Here is a 24,007-nt window from a genome sequence, read left to right as displayed (position 1 = left end):
CACGGCAGCTCTGGGGAATCCTATTCAATTAGAAAGGAGGGTCAATGATGAAAAAGCATAAATGGTTAGCCGCATTTGCTATCATCGCGATTTTAGCCGTAATTGGCTATATCACGGTCAGACATCTTGAACCGGAATATGTATATATGCCTCCTAAAGAAAAAGTCATCTCAAAAGAAAAACGAGTGCACGGATACGATCTATGGGGAGCATTTACACCGGACAAGCCCGCCTCCGCAGAGGAGGGAGCTGTAAAGGTTGATGACCGCCTTCTCGACTTGGGACGGGAGACATTTTATAAGGAAACTTTCGGCAACGAAGTGTTTTTGACAGATATCATCGGACTCCTTGACGGTCCCATTACAGCAGCCAACATGACGAAAGCCATTGCCGGATTGAAAGGGAAAGGGACGACGAACTTGCGCATCGAATTAGCTGAAACAGTTAAGGTCGGCGGGAAAATCTTTAAAAAAGGCGAGAAGATCGACACCGGCATTGATGTTCCAAAAGGGGCATACGCACCGCTCGGCATGCCTTTCAAATACGCTGACGGAAAAATCAAAGCCGGCATCAGCTGTGCGGCCTGCCACGCCGCAGTCGATCCGAAAACGATGAAGGTGATGGAAGGCGTGACAAACTCTGATTTAAATACAGGGCTGATGCTGGCGCTGGCGACAAATTCAGCGGCTTATTTTACACATGCCGAAATTGATAATATTCAACAATTTATGAATGATAAAAGCCCTGTGATCACTGCCAGAAACGGCAAAAAAGAACGCCTTCCCGATCCGGACCGCCTCGAAGATGCGGTCGATCGCATTTTCCTGAAGTGGCCGAGAGGTTTTTTCGACTCGACGATCGATATGAAAAGCAATCCCACGCAGATTCCGGATGCCTATACATTGGGCGACCATCCGTACAGCTGGAGCGGTTCGGCAATGGCCGGTCCTTTTAAAGGCTTGACTGTGTTCAGCAATAATGTTCATGCGCAAAATTCGGACAGCCTCTCGCAAGCCCCGGCAAGCCGGGCGCTTTTCGGCATGAGCGAAGATGTTTATATCGGGACGATCCTGCAAAGGGCTCCCGTCTCAACATACAGGTATCAGCCGAAAAAAAAGGAAAGTCCGACTGCGTTTTTCAAAAAAGCCGATCCCACTCCCGGAGTACCGGGCGTCAACCAAATGGTCAAGCCGCCAAACTATCCTAACATCACATTGGCGGCGCCCGACGGCGTACTTGTGAGCTCACCCGGACGAAAAGTGAATGAAGAAAACAACGCTGTATCCGCCTGGCAAAATACACTTAGACCTCCTGATCCGCGGCAAAAAACCGACAGCCAAACCGTCAGGCGCGGCAGGCGTGTTTTTGAACAAGCGGGCTGCATATCCTGTCATGCCGGCCGGTATTTGACGAACAACAAGGTCATCTCGGTTGAAAAAATCGGAACCGAGCCGACAAGGGCCCGGTCTTTTAAGAAAACGGAAAACATATTCGGGAAAAGCCTTATTCATTCGCCTGACACACCGGTGCCTCTGCCGCGCAAACCGAAGATCCTGAAAGTCCCGACAGCCGGGTTTGACCCCGAACAGATCAAGCTTTCCTGGGCGCAGGGAGATTCCAAAGGCGGGTACAAAGTGCCGAGTCTGATCGGCGTTTACTGGCGCGCTCCTTATTTGCACGACGGAGGGGTTGCAGTGGGAAGCTCATTAAAAGAGACAGGCTTACCAAAGACGGTCATAAAAGGTAAGCAGGCGGATCCTTATAACAGTTTGCTGGCGATGATCGACAGAGATTTAAGACAGCAGGTCGTCAAAAGCAATTCGGAATCGCCCGACTTAAAAGCGGTCAGGGTAACCGGCAAAGGGCATGAATTCTGGATCGACGCCAAAAGCGGCTTTTCCGAACAAGAGCAAAAAGCGTTGATTCATTATTTAATCCATGCCGATATGCCGAAAAAGTAAGGAATAAAATGAAACGATAAGCCGCCTGAATGGCGGCTTTTTTTAAAACTTCATCACGGGAGCGGCGATATGATCGCCTTTTCGGTCCTTTGTGACGGCGCGATCCGGCTGACGGAATATGTCATTCACTTCAGCGGTTTTGACGAGTCAAAGGCCGGTTCCAGGCTGCAGCCAGTGCAGGCGAGCCCGTTTCCAGACAGAAAAAACTGGCGTCAGTATGAAAAATCAGCATAAAAAAAAGGGGATAAACATACATATATAAGATGTACTTTTTACAATAGAAGAGATGCGCAGAGAATAAATGGACAGAAAATTCAGACATTAATCATTGTTTATGATAAAATGAAAACAGCCAAGCTTTTGCGCCCGGCTGAATTCGTTGTCATACTGGCTATTGGTATTGCTGAAGGCGAGAAAAAAACTTCTTTACGAACTGATAAAAGACTTTTGCAGAAGGGGAAAGCTCCCTGTTTTTAGGGGTGATGATTCCGACTGTGCGCTTTACTTGAGGATAATCAATCGGGATCTTCTTTGTAAAACGGGGAGCCGTTTCATTAAAGGCGCTTTCCGGCAAAAGCGTCACACCCATATCAGCAGAAACCAGCCCTTTGATCGCATCCAAATCTTCGCCCTCTGAGGAAATTTTAGGCGTATATCCTACTTGCTTGCATGCATCAACAGCCATTTTTCGAAGGATGTATCCGTCTGGAAACAGCACATACTGATCATTTCTGAGATCGCCGAGATGAAGGCTTTGCTGGCCTGATAGGGGATGATTGATCGGCACGAGTGCCAAAAGGCTTTCCGAAAACAAAATGTCCCCTTTAATCTCAGCGATATTTGACGGAACAGGACCGAGAAAAGCCAAATCGATATCCCTGTTTTTCACCGCTTCGATTAAAAATTTATAAGATCCCTGCCTTAAAAGAAAAGCGACATGAGGATGCTCCTCTTTAAAAGCGGAAATAACCGTCGGGAGGAACTGGCCCGCAAGGCTTGTCGGGAAACCGATTTTAACGGTCCCGCGATTCGGGTCCAAATACTCATCGATTTGTTCCTTCGCGAAATCGATCGCTTTCATCGCTGTTTTAATATGGTCTAAAAACTGTCTCCCGATCGGAGTCAGCTTCACATTGCGGCCTTCGCGCTCAAACAAATCAACACCGAGCTCTTCTTCGAGATTGGCGATCTGCCTGCTGATCGCCGACTGAGCGACATGAAGGTGCATGGCCGCTTCCGATACGTGCTCTCTTTCTGCAACTTCCATAAAATAATGCAATTGGCGTAATTCCATCGTTGTTTCACCTGCTCATCTCAAAATGAGATAGTTTTAATCTAAATTATATATTGTTTGTATAGATTTGAAAACCTACAATAGGATTAGAGTTTGTAAGATTTTATGACCGGGGACAAACGGGAAAAATGAACGGGGGAGAGGTACAATGACTTATAATCAACTACCAAAGGCACAAGGTCTCTACCGTCCTGAATTTGAACATGATGCATGTGGAATCGGCCTTTACGCTCATTTGAAGGGCCTTCCTACTCATGATATTGTCAAAAAAGGATTACAAATGCTTTGCCAATTAGACCACCGGGGCGGTCAGGGCAGTGACCCGCATACCGGAGACGGAGCAGGCATCATGATGCAGATTCCGGATGTTTTTTTCAAAAAAGTCTGCGCCGGTTTCAACTTGCCTGAAAAAGGACGCTACGGCGTCGGGATGATCTTCTTTTCTAAGGATGACAGCGGGCGCGAAAAAACCGAAGCGCGCATTAACGAGCTGATCGAACAGGAAGGACAGACGGTGCTAGGCTGGCGAACTGTACCTGTAAATGTCGGAAAAATCGGAACAGTCGCACAGAAAAGCGCGCCAGTCGTCCGCCAGGTATTCATCGGAGCAAATGAAGCGCTGAAAGACAATCTGGCATTCGAACGGAAGTTGTACATCATTCGCAAACAGGCCGAAAATTGGGCGAAAGAACATGACAAAACGTTCTATTTTGTCAGCCTCTCTAGCAATACCATCGTATATAAAGGACTTTTAACGCCCGAGCAGGTTGATGCTTTCTATGAAGATTTACAGGACGAGGACTTCGTCTCAGCTTTTGCATTGGTTCACTCCCGTTTCAGCACAAACACGTTTCCGAGCTGGGAAAGGGCACATCCGAACCGCTATCTGATCCACAACGGGGAAATCAATACGCTGCGCGGCAATATGAACTGGATGAAAGCGAGGGAGCAGCAGTTTGTTTCCGAAGCGTTCGGCGAAGACTTGCCAAAGGTTTTGCCAATCCTCGATGAAAACGGAAGCGACTCCTCGATCCTGGATAACGCTTTTGAATTCTTTGTTCTGGCTGGAAGGAATCCGGCCCATGCTGCAATGATGCTGATTCCGGAGCCGTGGAACGAGAACCCGTACATGTCAAAAGAAAAGAAGGCATTTTACGAATATCACAGCTCTTTAATGGAGCCATGGGACGGCCCGACTGCGATTTCATTTACAAACGGAAAACAGATCGGGGCCATTTTAGACCGGAACGGGCTCAGACCCGCTCGCTATTATGTCACTAAAGACGACTACCTTATTTTTTCCTCCGAAGTCGGCGTGATTGATGTCGAACAGGAAAACATCTTATATAAAGACCGGCTGGATCCCGGGAAAATGCTTCTTGTTGATCTTGAAGAAGGGCGGATTATCTCCGATGAAGAAGTCAAATCCGAAATCGCCGGGGAGTTTCCGTACCAGGAATGGCTCAGTAAAGAACTGGTTCATGTCTCAAACGATATTGAGGAAACCGAAGAAAAATCTGTGCCTGACCTATTGACCCGCCAAAAAGCATTCGGTTTTACGTACGAAGATATTCACAAATATTTAATTCCTGTCATTACAGAAGGCAAAGATCCGCTCGGTTCAATGGGCCACGATGTCCCGCTGGCGGTGTTGTCAGACCGTCCGCAATCGCTGTTCAACTATTTTAAACAGCTGTTTGCACAAGTTACAAATCCGCCGATTGATGCAATCCGCGAGCAGATCGTCACTTCGACATTGACATGGCTCGGAGCGGAAGGCGATATTCTCCATCCGAATGAAAGCAGCTGCCGCCGGATTAAATTGTATACACCGGTCTTGACAAACGCACAGTTCAATTCTTTAAAAGGACTTGTGCATAAGGATTTCAAAAACAAGACGATTCATACGCTCTTTACAGACGACTTGAAGAGCGGCCTCGAAGATATGTTTAAAGAAGTGGACAGAGCGATCGCCGAAGGCGTGACTCTCCTTATTTTATCCGACCGCAAAATGGACGGTCAGAAAGCGCCGATTCCTGCGCTGCTAGCCGTCAGTGCCTTGCATCAGTATTTAGTCCGCGCGGGAAAACGTACGAAAGTCAGCATTATCGCCCAATCCGGTGAAGCGCGCGAAGTTCACCATTTTGCCGCCTTGATCGGCTACGGAGCGGATGCCATTCATCCGTACCTCACGTATGCGACATACAAGCAGGCGATTGAAGACGGAGCACTTTCCATCAGCTATGAAGAAGCCGTTACAAAATACAGCAAAAGCGTGACAGAGGGCGTCGTAAAAGTGATGTCCAAAATGGGTATTTCCACTGTTCAAAGCTACAGGGGCGCACAGATTTTTGAAGCGGTTGGGATCAGCAAAGACGTCATAGACAGCTATTTCACAGGAACGGCATCACAGCTCGGCGGAATCGGTCTGGATACGATTGCCGAAGAAGCGAAGCGCCGCCACAGGGAAGCGTATGAAGATACATTCAGCGAAACGCTTGATTCGGGAAGCGATTTTCAATGGAGAAAAGGCGGGGAGCACCACGCTTTTAACCCGAAAACGATTCACACGCTGCAATGGGCATGCCGCAAAGGTGATTACAGCCTGTTTAAACAATATTCGAAAGCAGCTGATGAAGAAAGAATCGGTTTTCTCCGCAATCTCTTCTCATTTGATGAAAACCGGAAGCCGCTGCCGCTTGAAGAGGTCGAATCCGCTGAATCGATTGTGCGCCGCTTTAAAACAGGGGCGATGTCATTCGGCTCTTTAAGCAAGGAAGCCCATGAAGCGCTGGCGATTGCAATGAACCGTCTCGGCGGAAAAAGCAACAGCGGGGAAGGCGGAGAAGATCCGGCGCGCTTTACGCCTGACGCAAATGGCGATAACCGCCGCAGCGCGATCAAGCAAATCGCTTCAGGCCGTTTCGGTGTGAAGAGCCATTATCTCGTCAATGCCGATGAGCTGCAAATTAAGATGGCGCAGGGTGCAAAACCTGGAGAAGGCGGACAGCTTCCTGGCAACAAAGTGTATCCATGGGTTGCCAATGTACGCGGATCTACGCCTGGGGTCGGCTTGATTTCACCGCCGCCGCACCACGACATCTACTCGATTGAAGATTTGGCGCAGTTGATCCACGATTTGAAAAACGCCAACCGCGATGCACGGATCAGTGTAAAGCTTGTCGCTAAAGCCGGGGTCGGCACGATTGCAGCCGGAGTCGCCAAAGCGACTGCCGATGTCATCGTCATCAGCGGCTATGACGGGGGCACTGGAGCCTCACCGAAAACAAGCATTAAGCATACCGGCCTTCCGTGGGAGCTTGGACTCGCAGAAGCTCATCAAACACTGATGATGAACGGTTTGCGCGAACGCGTCGTATTGGAAACAGACGGCAAATTAATGACCGGCAGAGACGTTGTCATGGCTGCGCTTTTAGGAGCCGAAGAATTCGGTTTTGCCACAGCGCCGCTCGTTGTTCTCGGCTGCGTTATGATGAGAGCCTGTCATTTGGATACTTGCCCTGTCGGGGTAGCGACGCAAAACCCTGAGCTGCGCAAAAAGTTCATGGGCGATCCGGATCACATCGTGAATTACATGCTCTTTGTCGCAGAGGAAGTTCGCGAATTGATGGCCCGGCTCGGTTTCAGAACAGTTGATGAAATGGTGGGCCGCACGGATGTCCTTCGTGTCAGCGAACGGGCGAAAGCACATTGGAAAGCGGGTCAGCTCGATTTATCAAACCTGCTATATCAGCCGGAAGGCGCACGCACATTCCGTACGCCGCAAAACCACAAAATCGATGAATCACTTGATATTACGCAAATTCTACCCGCCGTCCAGTCAGCTGTTGAAAACGGCACGTCTGCGGAAGCATCCTTTGAAATCCGCAACATCAACCGTGTAACAGGAGCCATAACCGGAAGTGAAATTTCTAAGCGCTACGGCGAAGAAGGCCTCCCTGAAGATACGATTACGCTCAGATTCACAGGTTCAGCGGGGCAAAGCTTTGGCGCGTTCGTACCAAAAGGAATGACAATGTATTTGACAGGAGATGCCAATGATTATATCGGCAAAGGTCTTTCAGGCGGAAAAATCGCCGTCAAAGCGCCTGACGAATTCAACCCTGCATTCCGTGAAAATGTTATTGTCGGAAATGTTGCGTTCTACGGTGCTACAAGCGGAGAAGCTTATATTAACGGACTCGCCGGCGAACGGTTTGCCGTCAGAAACAGCGGAGTCAGCGTTGTCGTTGAAGGCATCGGCGACCATGGCTGCGAATACATGACCGGCGGACGCGTCGCTATTCTCGGCGACGTCGGCAAAAACTTTGCCGCGGGCATGTCAGGCGGAATCGCCTACGTGTACGCCGAAGACAAAAAAGCCTTTAAACGGAAATGCAATCCTGAAATGATCGAATTTGAAACACTTGAAGCACCTGAGGAAATCGCCGAACTGAAAACGATGATCGAAAACCATTACAGATATACTGAAAGCTCAAAAGCAGCTTCGATACTTGATCATTGGGAAGAGGCCGTCGGCCGGTTTGTGAAAGTGATTCCGAAAGACTTCAAGCAAATGATAGAGCGGATTAAAGAGCAAAAAGAAGCCGGCTTGTCTGATGAAGAAGCGCTGATGTACGCGTTTGAAGCCGGTACGAAGCAAAAGATTGAACCGTCTGCGGCTGCTTCATCAAAAGAAGCGGTGGCACAGTAAGAAAGGGGAGGGGAAAATGGGCAAAGCAACAGGATTTATGGAATTCAAGCGGGAAAAGCCTGCTGAACGCGATCCTCTCACACGAATAAATGACTGGAACGAATATTCGTCTCCATTTTCTGAGGAAGCATCAAAAAGACAGGGAGCGCGCTGCATGGACTGCGGCACCCCCTTTTGTCAAATCGGCATGGATATAGGCGGTTATACGTCAGGATGTCCGATACACAATTTAATCCCTGAATGGAACGACCTCGTTTACAAGGGAAGGTGGAAAGAAGCGCTTGACCGCCTTCTGAAGACAAACAACTTCCCTGAATTCACGGGGCGGGTCTGTCCGGCGCCTTGCGAGGGCTCTTGTACGGTGGCGATTTCCGACCCGGCCGTATCCATCAAAGGGATCGAACGGACGATTATTGACAAAGGATTTGAAAACGGATGGATTCAGCCGCGGATTCCGAAAAAACGGAGCGGCAAAAAAATCGCGATCGTGGGCTCAGGGCCTGCCGGTCTGGCAAGCGCCGATCAATTGAATCAAGCGGGGCATTCGGTCACTGTTTACGAGCGCAGCGACCGCCCGGGCGGCCTGTTAATGTACGGCATTCCAAGCATGAAGCTTGAAAAAAGCGTTGTCGAACGCCGCATCAAACTATTGACGCAGGAAGGCATCGACTTTGTCACCAATACGGAAATCGGCAAAGATATTACAGCCGACGAGCTAAAAGAACAGTACGATGCGGTTATCCTTTGCACAGGAGCCCAAAAACAGCGCGATCTCTTGATTGAAGGCCGGGAAGCAAAAGGTGTCCACTTTGCCATGGACTATTTAACAGGCACTATAAAAAGCATGCTCGATTCGAATTTTAAAGATAAACAGTTTATCAATACGAAAAATAAAGATGTCATCGTCATCGGCGGGGGAGATACCGGAGCAGACTGCGTTGCAACGGCCTTGCGCCAAAAAGCGCGAAGCGTCGTCCAGTTCGGCAAACATCCGAAGCTGCCCGATACAAGAACCGCCGAAAATATGTGGCCTGAACAGCCGCATGTCCATTCACTGGACTATGCTTATGAAGAGGCGCAAGCAGCATTCGGCAGCGATCCGAGACAATATTCGATCCAAACGAAAAAGCTTGTCGCAGACAAAAACGGCCATTTGAAAGAACTGCATACGATTCAAATGAAAAAAGTAAAGAATGATCAAGGAAAATTTGAGTTTCACGAAATTCCGGGCACGGAAAAAGTATGGCCTGCTCAATATGTCTTTATCGCTATCGGCTTTGAAGGAACGGAACAGCCGCTGCTTGAACAATTCGGGGTAAATACGGTGAGAAATAAAGTTGACGCAGCATACGGGGAATTTAAAACGAATGTCGATGGAGTCTTCGCAGCAGGGGATGCGAGAAGAGGACAGAGCCTGATCGTTTGGGCGATTCACGAGGGACGCGAAGTCGCCCGTGAGGTTGACAAATATTTAATGGGAAGTTCTGTACTGCCATAAAACAAAGGGGTTTTCACATCATATAAATAAAGCCTGTCCTGCGACCTTCTTTAGGTTGACAGGGCAGGCTGATTTTTTGTTTGCTTCACAATATTCACCTGCTGATTCGACTTGCCATATCGTTATTTGTTCGAATTTATACAAAGGCAATGATAAAAAAATTGTGTACGTACTCCATTTAATGGTATATAACATAACCTAAAGTATGCAACGCAATAAAGGAGGCTATAACAGTGGAAGAAACTTATCAATATCAAGATGACTGGACGGATGCGGATAGACAGCAGCCTTTTACTTATGGCGGCTACGGCGGCTACCCCTATCCGCGGCCAAGACCGCGCCCTAGACCGAGACCGCCGTTTTATCCGTATCCATTCTTCTATCCGTTCTTTCCTTTTTATCCATACTACCCTTACTACCCGTACCCTTGGTAATGGGTAAAGCGAAGCTGTCTGGTGAAACAGACAGCTTTTTTCATTTTGATGAATTTTTCAAAACGCTTCCACGAATAATAACAGCGATATGATAAAAGCTCTATATTTTCAAAAGAGAACAAAATTGGATGTGGTATTCGTGTCGTTATTCGTCAAAAAGACCAGCAAGGAAAAGCGATATTTAATTTTCGCATTCAGTGTCATTCTTCTCTATGTCCTTCCGCTTTACATATTAAATGAAGACGCTCATATCCGCGTGCATGACAACCTGGATTCCAACATTGCATGGTATAAGGTGCTGGCGGAAAGCGGTCAACTGCTCGGCGGTGTTAAAGCCGTTATTCCGCAAATCATCAACGGACTGCCGCGGGATGCTTACGGAACGGAATGGAGCGGCATTGTCTGGCTTCATGCCTTGTTTCCCTCGATGACCGCATACGCTATAAGCCAAACGATCACGAGGGTGTTTGCCTTTGTCGGGATGTACCTGCTGCTGAAAAGCCATTTGATTCGCGATGAAAAAGCGTATTTCATCAGAATCGCGGTATCACTTGCTTTTGCCCTGACACCCTTTTGGCCTTCGGGAATGCTCAGCACGCTTGGCCATCCTTTAGCTTTATGGGCTTTTTTAAACATCAGGGCAGGAAGAGACTCATGGAAAGAATGGGCGACCCTTGCGCTTTTGCCGCTTTACTCAAGCTTTGTGCTCGGTTTCTTCTTTTTCCTAGCAGCCGTTTCACTGATTTGGCTTTATGATTTGGTTTCAAAGCGCAGCTTTAACCTTCGCTTTCTCGGAAGCATCGCTCTCATGACGGGCATTTTTCTGGCGATAGAATACCGGCTTGTTTATTCGGTTTTCGCTTCAGGCGAAACGATGCATCGGGTTGAATTTATTTCATCCAGGCACGACATCCTTCATTCGTTTCGGCTGTCATTTAAAAATTTCGTGCTCGGCCACAATCATGTCATGACCGTCCATACGGCGGTGATCCTGCCTTTGATTGTGCTCACTTTTGGGCTCGTCGTTGCGAGACAACGAAAAAAGCGGCCAAGAGAAGAAAAGCTGTTCATCTTTTTATTCATTTTAAATTATGCGCTTTCTTTATGGTATGCCCTCTGGTTCAACAAGCTGTGGGCGCTTCCCAAGGAAAAGATCAGTCTGCTTTCGGCATTCAATTTCGCGCGTTTTCACTTTTTGCGCCCTCTTGTGATATACGCAAGCTTTGCAGTTGCATGCTACATATTGTGGAAAATGGGGAAGAGATGGCGGCGCTTCGTCCATGCCGCGCTGGTCGCCCAGCTGCTCGTGCTTATACCGTTTCATGAAGAGCTGACTTACGGCGCATACCACCATGCCCCGACCTTTCGGGAATTTTATGCATCAGATCAGTTCAAACAGATCAAACGGTTCATCGGCCGGTCTCCCGATTCCTACCGGGTGGCGAGCATCGGCCTGCATCCCGCGATTGCGCAGTATAACGGTTTTTACACACTTGATACGTATGCCAATATTTATCCGCTGAAGTACAAGTATCAATTCCGGAAAATCATCGCCAAAGAGCTTGATAAAAATCCGGTCCTGAAACGCTATTTCGATGAGTGGGGGAGCCGCTGCTACTTGTTTGTTGACGAGCTCGGAAAACATTACGCGTTCAAAAAGAGCACGAAGAAAAAAATCACGAACCTCGAATTGAACACTGAAGCGTTCAAAAAAATGGGGGGGCGATATATTTTTTCTTCGGTTCCGATTATGAATGCAAAACAAAACAAGCTGGCGTTTTTAAAGCGGTTCAGCCACCCGCAGTCCGCTTGGAACATCTATGTATATGAAGCGAAATAAGCATCGATAAGGAGGAAGCAAATTGAATCTTCAACAGCCTTTGCTGACAATCGTCATACCCTGCTATAACGAAGAGGACGTGTTTGCCGAAACCGCAAAACAGCTGACTGCGGTATTGGATGATCTCACAGCAGACAAGCTGATCTCTGCAGAGAGCAAGCTTTTATTTGTCGATGACGGATCGACGGACCGCACATGGCCGCTGATTGCTATGGAAAGCACAAAAAACCGCTATGTGACAGGCTTGAAGCTGGCCCGTAATTCGGGACATCAAAAAGCTCTCTTAGCCGGACTAGATAAAGCGAAGCAAAAATCGGATTGCGTTATTTCAATCGATGCCGACCTTCAGGATGACATTTCGGCAATTCGCCGGTTTATCGAAAAATATCATGAAGGCTATGAAATCGTCTACGGCGTACGCCGCAGCCGGAAAACGGATACATGGTTTAAACGAACAACAGCCGCATGGTTCTACCGGATCATGAATAAGCTCGGCATCCAGCTGGTCGATAACCATGCCGATTTTCGGCTTTTGAATAAACGGGCGCTTGAAGAGCTCAGCCGCTATGCAGAAGCAAATGTTTTTCTGCGCGGTCTGGTGCCCCTGATCGGCCTCCGGTCGGCCAAAGTGTTCTATGACCGAAAAGAGCGGCTGGCTGGAGAAACGAAATATCCGCTGAAAAAAATGCTGTCTTTCGCTTTTCACGGGATTACGTCATTCAGTGTCGCTCCGATCCGTTTTTTTACCCTGATTGGCTTCTTCTTATTTTTCCTAAGCTGTATCGCAGGTTTATATGCAATGATTCAAAAGCTGCTCGGCTACACGAATGCTGGCTGGGCTTCGTTGATCATTTCGATATGGTTTTTGGGCGGTTTGCAATTGATGGGGATCGGCATTATCGGCGAATATATCGGAACGATTTTCACCGAAGTGAAAAGAAGGCCGAGGTATGCGGTGGATATCGATTTATATACGGAACGGCTCGGCCGGCGCGAACCTGAAAAACGGCCGGAAACGAAGTTCAGTTGATGACGGATCAAACGGATTACTTAACTTTTACAGTTCATTTTGAATAAGGAAGGATGTACAAATTTATGACAGAAAAACAAACCTCTGGCATGACGGTTGTCGCGATCGGGTCGATCCCATTGATTATGACGTTGGGAAATTCGATGCTGATTCCGATTTTGCCGAAGATGAAATCTGAACTCAATTTATCGCAATTTCAAGTCAGCCTTGTCATTACCGTGTTTTCGATTACTGCAGCGCTCTTTATTCCGCTGCTGGGTTACTTGGCGGACCGCTTCTCAAGGAAAGTGGTGATTATTCCGTGCCTGTTCCTTTACGGGGCCGGCGGGATTCTTGCAGGATTTGCATCGACGACCTTTGCGAACGCTTTCCCGTGGGTGCTTTTCGGGAGAGGACTGCAGGGGCTTGGAGCAGCCGGTACAGCGCCGATCGCAATGGCGCTGACAGGAGACCTTTTTAAAGGATCTGAAGAAAGCCGGGTGCTCGGTCTCGTTGAAGCCTCGAACGGCTTCGGAAAAGTGCTGTCTCCGATTTTAGGATCATTGATAGCATTGATCGCTTGGTTTTGGGTGTTTTTTGCATTTCCTGCTTTCTGTATTGCACCGATCATTTTGACTTGGATTTTTATCAAAGAAAAAGACAAGAAAAAAGATCCGCCGCCTCTCGGAAAATATGTGAAAGGGCTGACAAGCGTTTTTAAACATGAGGGCAGATGGCTTTTCACCGCATATCTCGCAGGGGCCGTCTGTTTGTTTACTCTGTTTGGCATCCTCTTTTACTTATCTGATGTTTTGGAAAAAGAATTTCATACAGACGGCGTAAAGAAAGGTCTGATCTTGGCGATCCCTCTGCTTGTCATGTGTACAACATCATATATTACGGGCAGCAAAATCGGACAAAATCAGCAGCTGATGAAAAAAATGATGGTTATCGGGCTCGCTCTGATTACGGTTTCCTACGGCACACTGTCTTTTTTCTCCGCGCTCATTCCTTTTATTTCGATCCTTGTCATCAGCAGCATCGGTACAGGCTTTGTTCTGCCGTGTGTCAACAGCTTCATAACCGGGGCTGTCGGAAAAGAGAGGCGCGGCTTTGTGACATCGCTGTACGGATCGGTCAGATTTTTAGGAGTCGCGATCGGTCCGCCGATTTTCGGGAGGCTGATGGAATGGTCGAAACTCGGCATGTTTATGTCGATTGCGGGCCTGACATTAGTCGTCGGTGTGTTGGTGCTGACGATGATTCATGTCAAAAAGGAAGACACCAAAAAAGGGGAGAAGGGGCTGCAGCCTGCTGACGCAAGATAGGAGGGAAGAGAAAAAATATGCGCATTGAAAAGGTTGACACATTTCCGCTGTTCCACAGGCTTTCCTCCCCTTACGGCGATGCGAACGGATTGAAAAGCTACAGAACGTGCTACCTGATTCGGATCACGACAGCTTCAGGCCTGTCGGGATGGGGAGAATGTGCGGATTGGCTGCCTGCTTTGGATGCGGGCTTTAAAAAACGGATCATTCCTTACTTAATTGGAAAAGAAGCGGGCAATCGCACGGAGCTTGTCACCGTCATCAAAAAGTGGCATCAGCGGGCCGCAGCTGCCGTTAGCATGGCTTTAACGGACATTACGGCGAAAAAAGCAGGCCTTTCGGTATGTGAATTATGGGGAGGAAAACTGAGGGAGCAGATCCCGGTCTATGCCTCATTTCAATCATATTCAGACAGGCCCGATTGGAGCCGCCATTCCCTCCGGCTCGTCGAAAAGGCCGTGCGGTCCGGATTTAAAACCGTCAAGCTGAAAGCGGGAGGCAAGTTGTTTTCCGAAGACTTGGCGCATATTCAGGCGTTCCAGGAGATGACAGGCCAAAACACCGGACTGATACTCGATGCCAACCAGAGTTATGACCAGGCCGCCGCACGGAAGTGGGAAACGTGGTTTTCCGCCTGGGGCAACGTGCTTTGGTTTGAAGAGCCCATGCCGTTTGACGTTCCCGCTGAATACCGGATGCTGCGTTCAGCGCTTTCTGTTCCGGTTGCCGGAGGAGAAAATGTAAAAGGCGCAAAACCGTTTTTGCCGATTTTTCTGGAGAACGCAGTCGATATTGCTCAACCCGATGTTATGCACTGTGACGGCACAGACGATTTTCAAACCGTTCTGAAGCTCGCCAGGCATTTCGGAAAAAGGGTTTCTCCCCACAGCTATGACGGCGGACTTTCAAGAATGTACGCCGTTTTCGGACAAGCCTGTCTGCCGCCTTGGAGCAAAATGGACGGAGAAGATATCGAACCGCTCGAATGGGATGCCATGGAGAATCCGTTCACAAAACTCGTGCCCGTCAGCATAAAAGACGGATACATTCAAGTCCCGGACAAAATCGAAATCGATACAGAGCTCGTAGAAGCGTATGGATGGGACGGCTCGTCTTACATGTGAAAGCGCCAACTCGAAAAAATGTGATATTTTTCATTTCCCCTTACATATAGTAGGAAGAGGACAAGTTTCTTTAAAGGGGATTATATCCGTATGGGAAGAAAGCTCAAAATCGTACATGCTATCGTGCTGGGCAGCGTGTTACAGGGTCTCGGCATGGCGCTGTTTTTGTTTCCGAACCATATTCCTTCAGGGGGCGCAGCCGGCATCGCTGTTTTGCTCAATTTTTGGTTTCAGGTTCCGCACGGATTAACCGTCTGGGCTGTCAACTTTTCGCTGCTTTTAACGGCCGTTAAATGGCTTGAACCCGTAACGGTCTTCGGAACGATGGGGGCGATTACCATGACGTCCGTTTCGGTGCAGATCTTCGAATCCTGCATGCCCCTCATGACGACGAACAATATCTGGCTGGATTTATTTTACGGATCCGTCCTTTTGGGGACGGGGGTTGGACTGCTATATAAATACAATATTTCTAACGGCGGTTTTGGCGCCCTGGCTTTAATGATATCGATTTACCGCGGCGGAAAACCGGGAACTGCACTGTTTATGATGAACGCATTCATCTTCCTTTTGACGGCGTCTGTCATCGCCTGGGGAATCGTTATCCAAGCACTAATCTGCCAGTGGATTTCTACGAGGATCATCGATGCGATTTATCAGATTCGCTTCCGTCCGTTATTGATGCCTATCGCCAGTTTCCGCAATAAAAAATAGGCCGCTTTTCAAACGACCCTAATCATATAAATAAAATGTATCTGATCGAAGTCCCAGTCTCAGCGTTTCAAGCGGAATGGCATCCTGAAACGGTATATTCGCCAAATTGGCGTCAGGACCGATTTTTTCAATGAAACACGTCTGCAGCTGTTTCGTCGGCGCTTCAAAAATTAAATCCCTTGAAGCGATGCCGGAATGAAGGATCTCCTCAATAAGCTGGGACCGCATTTCTCCATCGCTTTTGCACAGCCCGCTCGTGCCGCTTTCCCTCGTTTCCGTGATCACTTTCTCGGCTCCGGCTTCAAGATCTTCGAGGATGTAATCGATCCATTCGGCTGACTCGAGCTCACTGCTGAGGGCGCTGTCTTTGCTGCCGACTTCGCTGAACACGTGAAACTCTTTCGAAAAATCGGAAATAAAGCTTGCTTTATCTTTATTAGAGAGACGGACCGTTCCGTTTGATATTTCCACATAACGACATCCATATAATTTGCAGTAGCGATAGTAATCTTCAATTTTATCCTGGCTTAAAAACTTCTCAAACAACGTTCCGCCAAAAAAGAATTGAACGTCATTTTGCTTCAGACAATCGATTTTCTCAACCAAATATTTCGTAATTAAAGATGTTCCCCATCCAAATTTCACAAAATCTATATAATCTGCCGCTCCGTGAATCGTATCTTTAAAAAAGTTCAAGGGAACCCCGTTATCAATCAGGATGGTGATCCCTTTTAATCTTGGTTTAAGCTGCCTGTCGGGCAGTATCAGTTCAGATGAAATCATTGATTACCCCTCACAATCTGCTGTATCTTTCATACTTTTAGGTAAATGTCTGTCGGCCATTATTCAGCTGTCACAATAAGAATTAACCTTTTCCCGTTTATCGTTTCTCCCATTCATGTGTTGCCGTTCGGCAAGGAGTGATCTTCGTCCACCTCCCATTAGGCAGCATGTTAGCCTCTCATCCTCCTGACTTGCTTCTCAACTAGGTATCTATCCATTTTGTGAAGTCAAAGTAAGTATATTCGCCGTCCTTTCATATGGTTCCTCACTAGTTCTTCACAATGAAAACTGACGTAAAAAGAAGGCCCGCGACAGATACGCGAAGCCCTTACTTAATCTTAGAAAATATATCAGTATATCAAATCCGGATCTCTCACCGCCAGTTTTTATTTTAATGCCGCAAGACAGATGTAATGATTGACTGATAGGAATCGGTTTATTTCAATTTGGCGCGCCGGGTCTTTCAGATATTCACAAAATTGCTGAAATCATAACAATTTCCAGATCACATTTAGTTTAAAAAGTGAATAATCTGCCTATATGTTCTTTCAGTTCATGTTTCGTATCAGGGGGTAAGAAAACTAACCTTTAGGACGTATTGGGGGAAAATCGATGAACGATGTTTTAACGTATCACACATGGAATGAAAAAGCTTCTGAAGAGGTGATGGATACCTTCAGCGGCGAGATGGACGTTTTGAAATGGGCGTACAGCACGTATCAAAAAATTGTTTATGCCTGCAGTTTCGGCGCGGAAGGAATCGTTTTGATCGACTTGATTTCAAAAGTTGTGAAAGAAGCGGACATCGTGTTTTTAGATACAGGACTGCATTTTCCGGAAACATATGAACTTATCAATGAAGTGAAAGATCGCTATCCCGGTCTGTCGATTCGCTTTTTAAAACCCGGCCTCTCGCTTGAAGAACAGGAAAAACGCTATGGCAGCGAACTTTGGAAACGCCATCCGGACCATTGCTGCCGCCTTCGCAAGATCGAGCCGCTCAGAGAGCATCTGTCAGGTATGGAGGCATGGATGACCGGGCTGAGGCGGGAGCAGTCGGAAACACGGAAACATGTCCGTTATATCAACAAGGACGACAATTTTAAACTGATTAAAATCTGCCCCCTTATTCACTGGACATGGGAAGATGTCTGGACTTACATTAAGCTGAATCAGCTGACGTATCACAAGCTTCATGATCAAGATTATCCGAGCATCGGCTGTGAGGTGTGTACGTCTCCCGTGGCAGACGGCGGCAATTTAAGAGCGGGAAGGTGGGCCCGTCAGGAAAAAACAGAATGCGGGCTGCATCAATTCCGGTAGGAGCTGGGTAAAAGATGACGATTACCATTTTGGCATTCATTATCGCTTTGTTTTTTGCCATGAACATAGGAGCGAGCGGAGCAGCAGCTTCAATGGGAATAGCGTATGGCGCAGGTGCCGTCCGGAAAAGGCAGGCGGCCTTGTGGATCAGCGGAATCGGTGTATTTTTGGGCGCCATGATAGGCGGAGGAGAGGTTGTGAAAACAATCGGTTCAGGCATTATCCCCACGTCTATTCTCAATGTGCATATTGTCGTGATTATCCTCGGAGCATCTGCGATTTCGCTGTTTATTGCAAACATCGCGGGGATTCCCCTTTCAACCAGCGAGGTGACGGTCGGCTCGATTGTCGGGGTCGGCGTCGCATTTCAAGCGGTATTTACCGATAAGCTGTTGGTGATCGTCATGTATTGGCTGATCATTCCGATTGCCGCTTTTTTTCTCGCTTTTTTCATTGGACAATTGCTGAAAAAAGCCGAGAAGAGGCTGCGGTGGCTTAAACAGCAAAAATGGGCGCGGCTGCTCACCGCACTAGTGATTTTAACCGGGTTTTTAGAAGCCTTTTCGGCGGGAATGAACAATGTCGCGAATTCCGTCGGACCTCTCGTTGGAGCAGGCCTCTTGTCAGTCAGCAGCGGAACGCTTCTTGGGGGACTGTTCGTGGCTATCGGAGCCATTTGCCTTGGAAGCAGAGTCATTGAGACGAATGGGAAAAAAATCACCGAGTTTTCGCTTTTGCAAGGGTCATGTGTTTCCGGACTCGGTGCGTCCCTAGTCATCGGCGCTTCGCTATTTGGCATTCCCGTGCCGCAAACCCAGATTACGACTTGCAGCATCATTGGGATTGGCCTTTCTGAAAAGGGAAGGGCAATTTTTCGTAAAAGCGTTATTTTGAAGTTAATGAAAGTATGGGTTGTTTCACCGGTTTTTTCACTTGTCATTTCGTATAGTCTCGTGAAAATCTTTCTCGATTTTGATTTATATTCAGTTGCAGTTGTTTTATGTGTTTTTCTTGCCACTCTTGGATCTGTAAGCCTTATGAAACATGCCAGGCAGAAACAATCAGATGTCCGAAGAAACAGGGATCATGTAAAGTCGATCGTTGGAGGAAGAGGGCGTAAAAGAGAACCTGCCGCATGGAGGGACTTTAGTTAACCGGCCCGCCTGTTTTGGATGATTGGGACTAAGGCCCGGAATCAGCCGGATTTAAAAAAGGCGCTCGTGCAGCTTTATCTGTTTCATTGCCTGATCGTGAGAAGTCATGAGCGGAACGGCACTTCTCAGCCGTATGATCGAAGAAGAGGTTGGCACGACGCCGCTATTTTTTGAAGAATACCAATGGATTGGCAGAAGGCGCGGCGCAGCAGATGGCCCTTTTTCTCAGGAAAAGTATTCCTCTGGTTTAAACTACATCCCGATTGTTAACAATGAAGAGAGAGATTCGGGAGGGAACCTTGATGGAATATGTACACTTGGTAGTCGAACTGACGATAGGGTTTGCAGCTTTATTTCTGATGACGAAAATTCTGGGGAAAACCCAATTTGCCCAAATTACGCCGTTTGATTTTATTTCCGCTTTAATATTGGGGGAAATGGTTGGAAACGCGATTTTCGATCAGGATGTCACCATCTGGAAAGTCCTTTTCGCCATCCTCGTTTGGGCCATTCTAATCTATTCAATAGAAGTTTTATCACAAAAAGTGCAAAACATCAGAGGTTTTCTCGAGGGCAGGCCAAGTATTGTGATCAATAAAGGAAAAATCGATTATAATGCCCTCAAAAAAAATAAATTGGACCTGAACCAGCTGCAGACATTGGCACGTGAAAAAGGCTGTTTTTCCTTAAACGAGATTCAATATGCCATCCTTGAAACAGACGGTTCGCTTAGCGTCCTGCCAAAACACAAATACGGGATGCCGACAAAAGAAGACTTAAACATCCCTTACAAACCGGTTCAGCTCCCGGTGCCGTTAATCCTCGACGGCGAGCTCGAAAAGAACAATCTGCATGAAGCCGGCTTTGACGAGCTTTGGCTGCAAAATCAATTATCAAGTCAAGGTATTACACAGTATCAAGAGGTGCTTTATGCGGAATGGCGCGGCGATGAGGGGCAGCTTTACGTTACAACCTATTGATATTGGCAAGCGCGGGTTCGACAAGCTTCGAGCCCGCGCTTTTCTATTTGCGCTCACACGGCTAAAGGATCGTACTTTTTTACCGGTCCGAAAGGCTGTCAATCTCTAAAAAATTCCGTTAAATCATTCAAACGGCCTTCAAATGGAGGAAAGACAAACGACAAAAGGTGCAATTGAAGCTGAAAAATCTGCTTTCAGCCTCTTTTTCTTTTCCTTTTTTCTTCAAAAATCTCCATTTTTCACATGACCTGCGCCGTCCAATCAAAACACGCAAACTTGACATAAATATCTAAAGTGTTAATATACTAACCGTGTTCGAAAAAATACGAACAGAAATGCGAACAAAGGGAGATGTTAAAGATCTTTAATCAAAAAAACGTAGCTTTTATAGGGGCAGGATCAATGGCAGAGGGAATGATCTCAGGCATCGTTCAATCCAAAAAACTGCCTGCTTCGCAAATCTATGTTACAAACCACACGAACCACCGGCGTTTAGAAGAACTCCAGCAGAAATATGGAATACGAGGCGTCAGAAAAGAAGAACTTGACTATCAGAACATCGATTGCTTCATCTTGGCGATGAAGCCGAAAGATGCAGAGAGTGCTCTTATTTCCATGAAACCGCATATTCAACCCCATCAGCTTATCGTGTCAGTTTTAGCTGGCATATCAATTTCATTTATTGAAAACGAGCTGCACGGCATGCAGCCTGTCATCCGAATCATGCCTAACACCTCAAGTGCAATCGGCGCATCTGCAACCGCCATGGCCGAAGGCAGCCATGTAACAGCCGATCTGTCAAAAACCGCGAAACAACTGCTTCAATGCATGGGAGAAGTCTATTCCATCGAAGAAAGCAAAATGGACATTTTCACCGGCATTGCCGGCAGCGGGCCTGCTTACTTTTATTATTTAATGGAGCACATCGAAAAAGCGGGAGCCGAGGCTGGATTAAGCCAAAAACTAACGAGGGAAATCGGCGCGCAGACATTGTTAGGCGCCGCCAAAATGCTGTTGGAAAGCCCTGAAGATACAGCTGTTCTCAAAGACAACATCACTTCCCCTAACGGTACGACTGCCGCCGGTTTAAAGGCCTTGGAGGAAAGCGGCGGAGGCGAAGCGATCGAACAGGCGGTCAAACAAGCCGCAAAACGATCCAAAACCATCAGTCTCGAACTTGAACAATTAGTCGCAGCAAAGTAAGCACCCGTAACGAAGAAAAATACTACAGGAGTGATAAAATGACCTCTAATCAACAGAGGGTAGTTGTCAAAGTGGGAAGCAGTTCTTTAACAAGTCTTCACGGCGAAATCAGCAGCAAAAAGCTCGAAAAGCTCGTTGAGCAGATCGTCCGCCTCAAAGATGAAGGGCACGAAGTCCTCCTCGTTTCATCTGGCGCTGTGGCGGCCGGATACCGGAAACTTGGCTTCATTAACAGGCCGGATACATTGCCTGAAAAACAAGCATCCGCATCTGTCGGCCAGGGCTTACTAATCGAAGCGTATTCCAAGCTCTTTTTATCCCATGGCTATATCGCTTCACAAATATTAATCACAAAAAGCGATTTTTCAGATGAAAAACGGTACAACAATGTGAGAAATACGATGAATGTTCTGTTGAAACGCGGCATTATTCCGATCATCAACGAAAATGACACAGTTACCGTCAACCGGCTCAAATTCGGAGACAATGATACGCTTTCTGCTAAAGTGGCGGGTCTGATCGACGCTAACCTGCTGACCATCCTCTCTGATATAGACGGCCTTTATGACGCGAATCCGCGAAAAACGCCGGACGCCGCACTCGTCCGGGAAGTAAATGAAATCACGCCGGAGATAGAAGCTTCAGCAGGGGATGCCGGAAGCGAAGTCGGAACAGGCGGCATGAAGTCGAAACTGGACGCTTTTAAAATTACAATGGCTTCAGGCATCAAAGGATTTTTAGGGCGTGCAGACACCTCCGGTCTGTTGCAAGAAGCAATCAGCGGGACTGCGAGGGGAACGTATTTTATTCCGAATGACGATTCACACACACTCAACCATAAAAAGCAATGGATAGCATTTAACTCTGGACCTGAAGGAGACATCATCGTCCACAACGAAAGCAAAGAGTTTATTATCGACCGTAAAAAAAGCCTGTATCCTTCTAGTATTTACGAAATTAACGGCCGTTTCAGCAACGGTTCCGTCGTTCGAATCCTTGATCAGGAAGGAGAGGAAATCGGCCTCGGCGTCGTCAACTTTTCCTCATCCCAGCTTCGTAAATGGAAGAAGGATACGAATCAGGAAACAGCCGCTTCCTCACAGGCTGTCGTTGACAGAGAAGCGTTTGTCTGTCATTTAGAGCTATCCGTTCCGCTTTAAAAAACAAATCAAAGGAGGAATTGACATGACGGCGACAAGCGAGAACATCAGGGCACAAATCGAAGAAAAAGCGATAAAGGCAAAAACAGCTGCAAAATCTTTGCGGCTGACAACTGAAAAAGACAAGAACGAGGCGCTTGCTACACTGGCCGAACACCTGAAACAAAACATGAGCTATATTCTCACTGAAAATGCCAAAGATATTGAAGCGGGACGAAAAAAAGGCTATGATGCAGCCTACATCGACCGCCTGTCGCTCAATGAAGACAGGGTACTGGATTTTGCCGATGGACTGCTGGAAGTCGCGGAACTGGATGATCCGGTCGGAGAAACGCTATCAAGCTGGACGCTCGACAACGGGCTAAAGGCGGAAAAAGTCAGCGTTCCTCTCGGCGTCATCGGCATGATCTATGAAGCGCGTCCGAATGTGACTGTCGATGCGACCGGGCTCGCTCTAAAATCGGGCAATGCGATCGTTTTGAAAGGCGGCTCTTCCGCCATTCATTCGAATACAGCGATCGTATCGGTCATGCACCAAGCGCTGGAAACGACAGACATTCCCCGCGATGCTGTTCAATTTATCGAAAGCACGGACCGAAGCGCCACGAAGCAGCTCTTCAAGATGAAAGAGCATATCGATGTACTCATCCCCCGGGGAGGCGGTGCCCTCATTCAGGAAGTCGTTGAGAACGCAACCGTTCCCGTTCTTGAGACGGGAGTCGGCAACTGTCACATCTATATCGACCGGGAAGCAGACCCTGAAAAAGCAATCAATGTCATGATCAATGCGAAAACAGACCGCCCCGCCGTCTGCAATGCGCTTGAAACGCTGATCGTTCACGAAAAATGGCTTGAGGAAAACAGTGCAGCGCTTATCAATGCTTTAAACGAACACGGTATTCAAGTTCACGGGGACGAAAAGGCGGTTCAATGGATTCCAGGCGCGATACCAGCGGGGGAAGCCGATTGGCAGAACGAATATTTAAGCCTTGATCTCGCGGTTAAAGTCGCAGCAAGTCTTGAAGAAGCCTGCGATCATATCGAAACATACGGAACAAAGCATTCAGAAGCGATTATCACCGAAAATCCGAAAACAGCCAAGGCTTTTCTGAATACCGTTGATGCGGCAGCACTGTATCACAATGCCTCAACCCGGTTCACCGACGGCGGCGCACTCGGCTTCGGCGCGGAAATCGGGATTTCTACACAGAAGCTTCACGCCCGCGGACCTATGGGTCTGAAAGAATTGACCACATGCAAATATATCATGAGAGGCGACGGCCATATCAGAGGATAAATAAAAAAGCTTGCATTGAAACTGCACCTCAATTGTCACCTGACAATCTTGAGGTGCAGTTTTTTCTTACGGCTGCATCCGCCGTATCACGGAAAACATACGGCGCAGTGGTTTTTCTTTAAGCGTCCTTTAAACTCCTTCCTTTACATCCTTTCAATCAAATTACATAATGATCTATGATATAGGATTCA

Annotated in this window: 18 protein-coding genes; 16 read left to right on the top strand and 2 right to left on the bottom strand. The window is 47.5% G+C overall.

Annotated elements, in window-relative coordinates:
- Positions 1–44: 44 nt before the first annotated feature.
- Positions 45–1,961: a di-heme oxidoredictase family protein gene (locus M1D59_RS11115; RefSeq protein WP_079289115.1), complete on the top strand. Its 1,917-nt coding sequence runs from the start codon at positions 45–47 to the stop codon at positions 1,959–1,961.
- A gap of 69 nt (positions 1,962–2,030) precedes the next feature.
- Complete coding sequence (locus M1D59_RS11110; protein ID WP_023855739.1) at positions 2,031–2,195, top strand: hypothetical protein; 165 nt, start codon at positions 2,031–2,033, stop codon at positions 2,193–2,195.
- A gap of 157 nt (positions 2,196–2,352) precedes the next feature.
- Here the strand turns inward: M1D59_RS11110 and M1D59_RS11105 are convergent, their stop codons facing one another.
- Positions 2,353–3,255 carry a LysR family transcriptional regulator gene (locus tag M1D59_RS11105; protein WP_020451722.1) on the bottom strand — a complete coding sequence of 301 codons (903 nt, stop codon included), beginning with the start codon at positions 3,253–3,255 and terminating at the stop codon, positions 2,353–2,355.
- Between the two features lie 148 nt (positions 3,256–3,403).
- Here M1D59_RS11105 and gltB point away from each other — a divergent pair, with 148 nt between their 5' ends.
- From gltB to M1D59_RS11065, 8 genes are all read left to right on the top strand, one after another.
- Entirely contained in the window at positions 3,404–7,969 is a 4,566-nt protein-coding gene (gltB, locus tag M1D59_RS11100; RefSeq protein WP_458117420.1) for a glutamate synthase large subunit, read from the top strand.
- A 16-nt stretch (positions 7,970–7,985) separates the two neighbouring features.
- Complete coding sequence (gltD, locus tag M1D59_RS11095) at positions 7,986–9,467, top strand: glutamate synthase small subunit (protein WP_020451720.1); 1,482 nt, start codon at positions 7,986–7,988, stop codon at positions 9,465–9,467.
- A 233-nt stretch (positions 9,468–9,700) separates the two neighbouring features.
- Positions 9,701–9,901, top strand: a complete 201-nt coding sequence (locus M1D59_RS11090) for a hypothetical protein (RefSeq protein ID WP_020451719.1) — start codon at positions 9,701–9,703, stop codon at positions 9,899–9,901.
- Between the two features lie 139 nt (positions 9,902–10,040).
- On the top strand, positions 10,041–11,741 hold the full coding sequence (locus tag M1D59_RS11085) for a DUF6044 family protein (protein WP_243456961.1): 1,701 nt from the start codon (positions 10,041–10,043) through the stop codon (positions 11,739–11,741).
- Between the two features lie 22 nt (positions 11,742–11,763).
- Complete coding sequence (locus M1D59_RS11080) at positions 11,764–12,771, top strand: glycosyltransferase family 2 protein (protein ID WP_020451717.1); 1,008 nt, start codon at positions 11,764–11,766, stop codon at positions 12,769–12,771.
- A 65-nt stretch (positions 12,772–12,836) separates the two neighbouring features.
- Positions 12,837–14,078, top strand: a complete 1,242-nt coding sequence (locus M1D59_RS11075) for an MFS transporter (RefSeq protein ID WP_020451716.1) — start codon at positions 12,837–12,839, stop codon at positions 14,076–14,078.
- Positions 14,079–14,095: 17 nt separating this feature from the next.
- On the top strand, positions 14,096–15,202 hold the full coding sequence (locus M1D59_RS11070) for a mandelate racemase/muconate lactonizing enzyme family protein (protein ID WP_023855743.1): 1,107 nt from the start codon (positions 14,096–14,098) through the stop codon (positions 15,200–15,202).
- A gap of 90 nt (positions 15,203–15,292) precedes the next feature.
- Complete coding sequence (locus tag M1D59_RS11065; protein WP_020451714.1) at positions 15,293–15,916, top strand: YitT family protein; 624 nt, start codon at positions 15,293–15,295, stop codon at positions 15,914–15,916.
- 18 nt (positions 15,917–15,934) lie between these two features.
- On the opposite strand, the gene M1D59_RS11060 is transcribed toward M1D59_RS11065, so the two are convergent.
- On the bottom strand, positions 15,935–16,699 hold the full coding sequence (locus M1D59_RS11060; protein ID WP_020451713.1) for a phosphosulfolactate synthase: 765 nt from the start codon (positions 16,697–16,699) through the stop codon (positions 15,935–15,937).
- Positions 16,700–17,311: 612 nt separating this feature from the next.
- Here M1D59_RS11060 and M1D59_RS11055 point away from each other — a divergent pair.
- The 6 genes from M1D59_RS11055 (at position 17,312) to M1D59_RS11030 (ending at position 23,816) form a co-directional block, all read left to right on the top strand.
- Complete coding sequence (locus M1D59_RS11055; protein WP_020451712.1) at positions 17,312–18,022, top strand: phosphoadenylyl-sulfate reductase; 711 nt, start codon at positions 17,312–17,314, stop codon at positions 18,020–18,022.
- 14 nt (positions 18,023–18,036) lie between these two features.
- Positions 18,037–19,176, top strand: a complete 1,140-nt coding sequence (locus M1D59_RS11050; RefSeq protein WP_026579602.1) for an inorganic phosphate transporter — start codon at positions 18,037–18,039, stop codon at positions 19,174–19,176.
- A 302-nt stretch (positions 19,177–19,478) separates the two neighbouring features.
- On the top strand, positions 19,479–20,156 hold the full coding sequence (locus M1D59_RS11045) for a DUF421 domain-containing protein (RefSeq protein ID WP_020451710.1): 678 nt from the start codon (positions 19,479–19,481) through the stop codon (positions 20,154–20,156).
- 351 nt (positions 20,157–20,507) lie between these two features.
- Positions 20,508–21,359, top strand: coding sequence for a pyrroline-5-carboxylate reductase (proC, locus tag M1D59_RS11040; protein ID WP_075213104.1), 852 nt, complete (start codon positions 20,508–20,510; stop codon positions 21,357–21,359).
- A 38-nt stretch (positions 21,360–21,397) separates the two neighbouring features.
- Entirely contained in the window at positions 21,398–22,519 is a 1,122-nt protein-coding gene (gene proB / locus M1D59_RS11035; protein ID WP_020451708.1) for a glutamate 5-kinase, read from the top strand.
- 25 nt (positions 22,520–22,544) lie between these two features.
- Complete coding sequence (locus tag M1D59_RS11030) at positions 22,545–23,816, top strand: glutamate-5-semialdehyde dehydrogenase (RefSeq protein ID WP_458118031.1); 1,272 nt, start codon at positions 22,545–22,547, stop codon at positions 23,814–23,816.
- The last annotated feature ends 191 nt before the right edge of the window (positions 23,817–24,007 follow it).

The sequence above is a fragment of the Bacillus sp. PK6-026 genome, assembly GCF_054161455.1.
Note: the sequence above shows the minus strand (reverse complement) of the source record. Positions and strands in the feature narration are given on the sequence as shown.

Coding starts and splice junctions, on each gene's coding strand:
- M1D59_RS11115 (WP_079289115.1), top strand. CDS start 45: ATGATGAAAAAGCATAAATGGTTAGCCGCATTTGCTATCATCGCGATT.
- M1D59_RS11110 (WP_023855739.1), top strand. CDS start 2,031: ATGATCGCCTTTTCGGTCCTTTGTGACGGCGCGATCCGGCTGACGGAA.
- M1D59_RS11105 (WP_020451722.1), bottom strand. CDS start 3,255: ATGGAATTACGCCAATTGCATTATTTTATGGAAGTTGCAGAAAGAGAG.
- gltB (WP_458117420.1), top strand. CDS start 3,404: ATGACTTATAATCAACTACCAAAGGCACAAGGTCTCTACCGTCCTGAA.
- gltD (WP_020451720.1), top strand. CDS start 7,986: ATGGGCAAAGCAACAGGATTTATGGAATTCAAGCGGGAAAAGCCTGCT.
- M1D59_RS11075 (WP_020451716.1), top strand. CDS start 12,837: ATGACAGAAAAACAAACCTCTGGCATGACGGTTGTCGCGATCGGGTCG.
- M1D59_RS11070 (WP_023855743.1), top strand. CDS start 14,096: ATGCGCATTGAAAAGGTTGACACATTTCCGCTGTTCCACAGGCTTTCC.
- M1D59_RS11065 (WP_020451714.1), top strand. CDS start 15,293: ATGGGAAGAAAGCTCAAAATCGTACATGCTATCGTGCTGGGCAGCGTG.
- M1D59_RS11060 (WP_020451713.1), bottom strand. CDS start 16,699: ATGATTTCATCTGAACTGATACTGCCCGACAGGCAGCTTAAACCAAGA.
- M1D59_RS11055 (WP_020451712.1), top strand. CDS start 17,312: ATGAACGATGTTTTAACGTATCACACATGGAATGAAAAAGCTTCTGAA.
- M1D59_RS11050 (WP_026579602.1), top strand. CDS start 18,037: ATGACGATTACCATTTTGGCATTCATTATCGCTTTGTTTTTTGCCATG.
- M1D59_RS11045 (WP_020451710.1), top strand. CDS start 19,479: ATGGAATATGTACACTTGGTAGTCGAACTGACGATAGGGTTTGCAGCT.
- proC (WP_075213104.1), top strand. CDS start 20,508: ATGTTAAAGATCTTTAATCAAAAAAACGTAGCTTTTATAGGGGCAGGA.
- proB (WP_020451708.1), top strand. CDS start 21,398: ATGACCTCTAATCAACAGAGGGTAGTTGTCAAAGTGGGAAGCAGTTCT.
- M1D59_RS11030 (WP_458118031.1), top strand. CDS start 22,545: ATGACGGCGACAAGCGAGAACATCAGGGCACAAATCGAAGAAAAAGCG.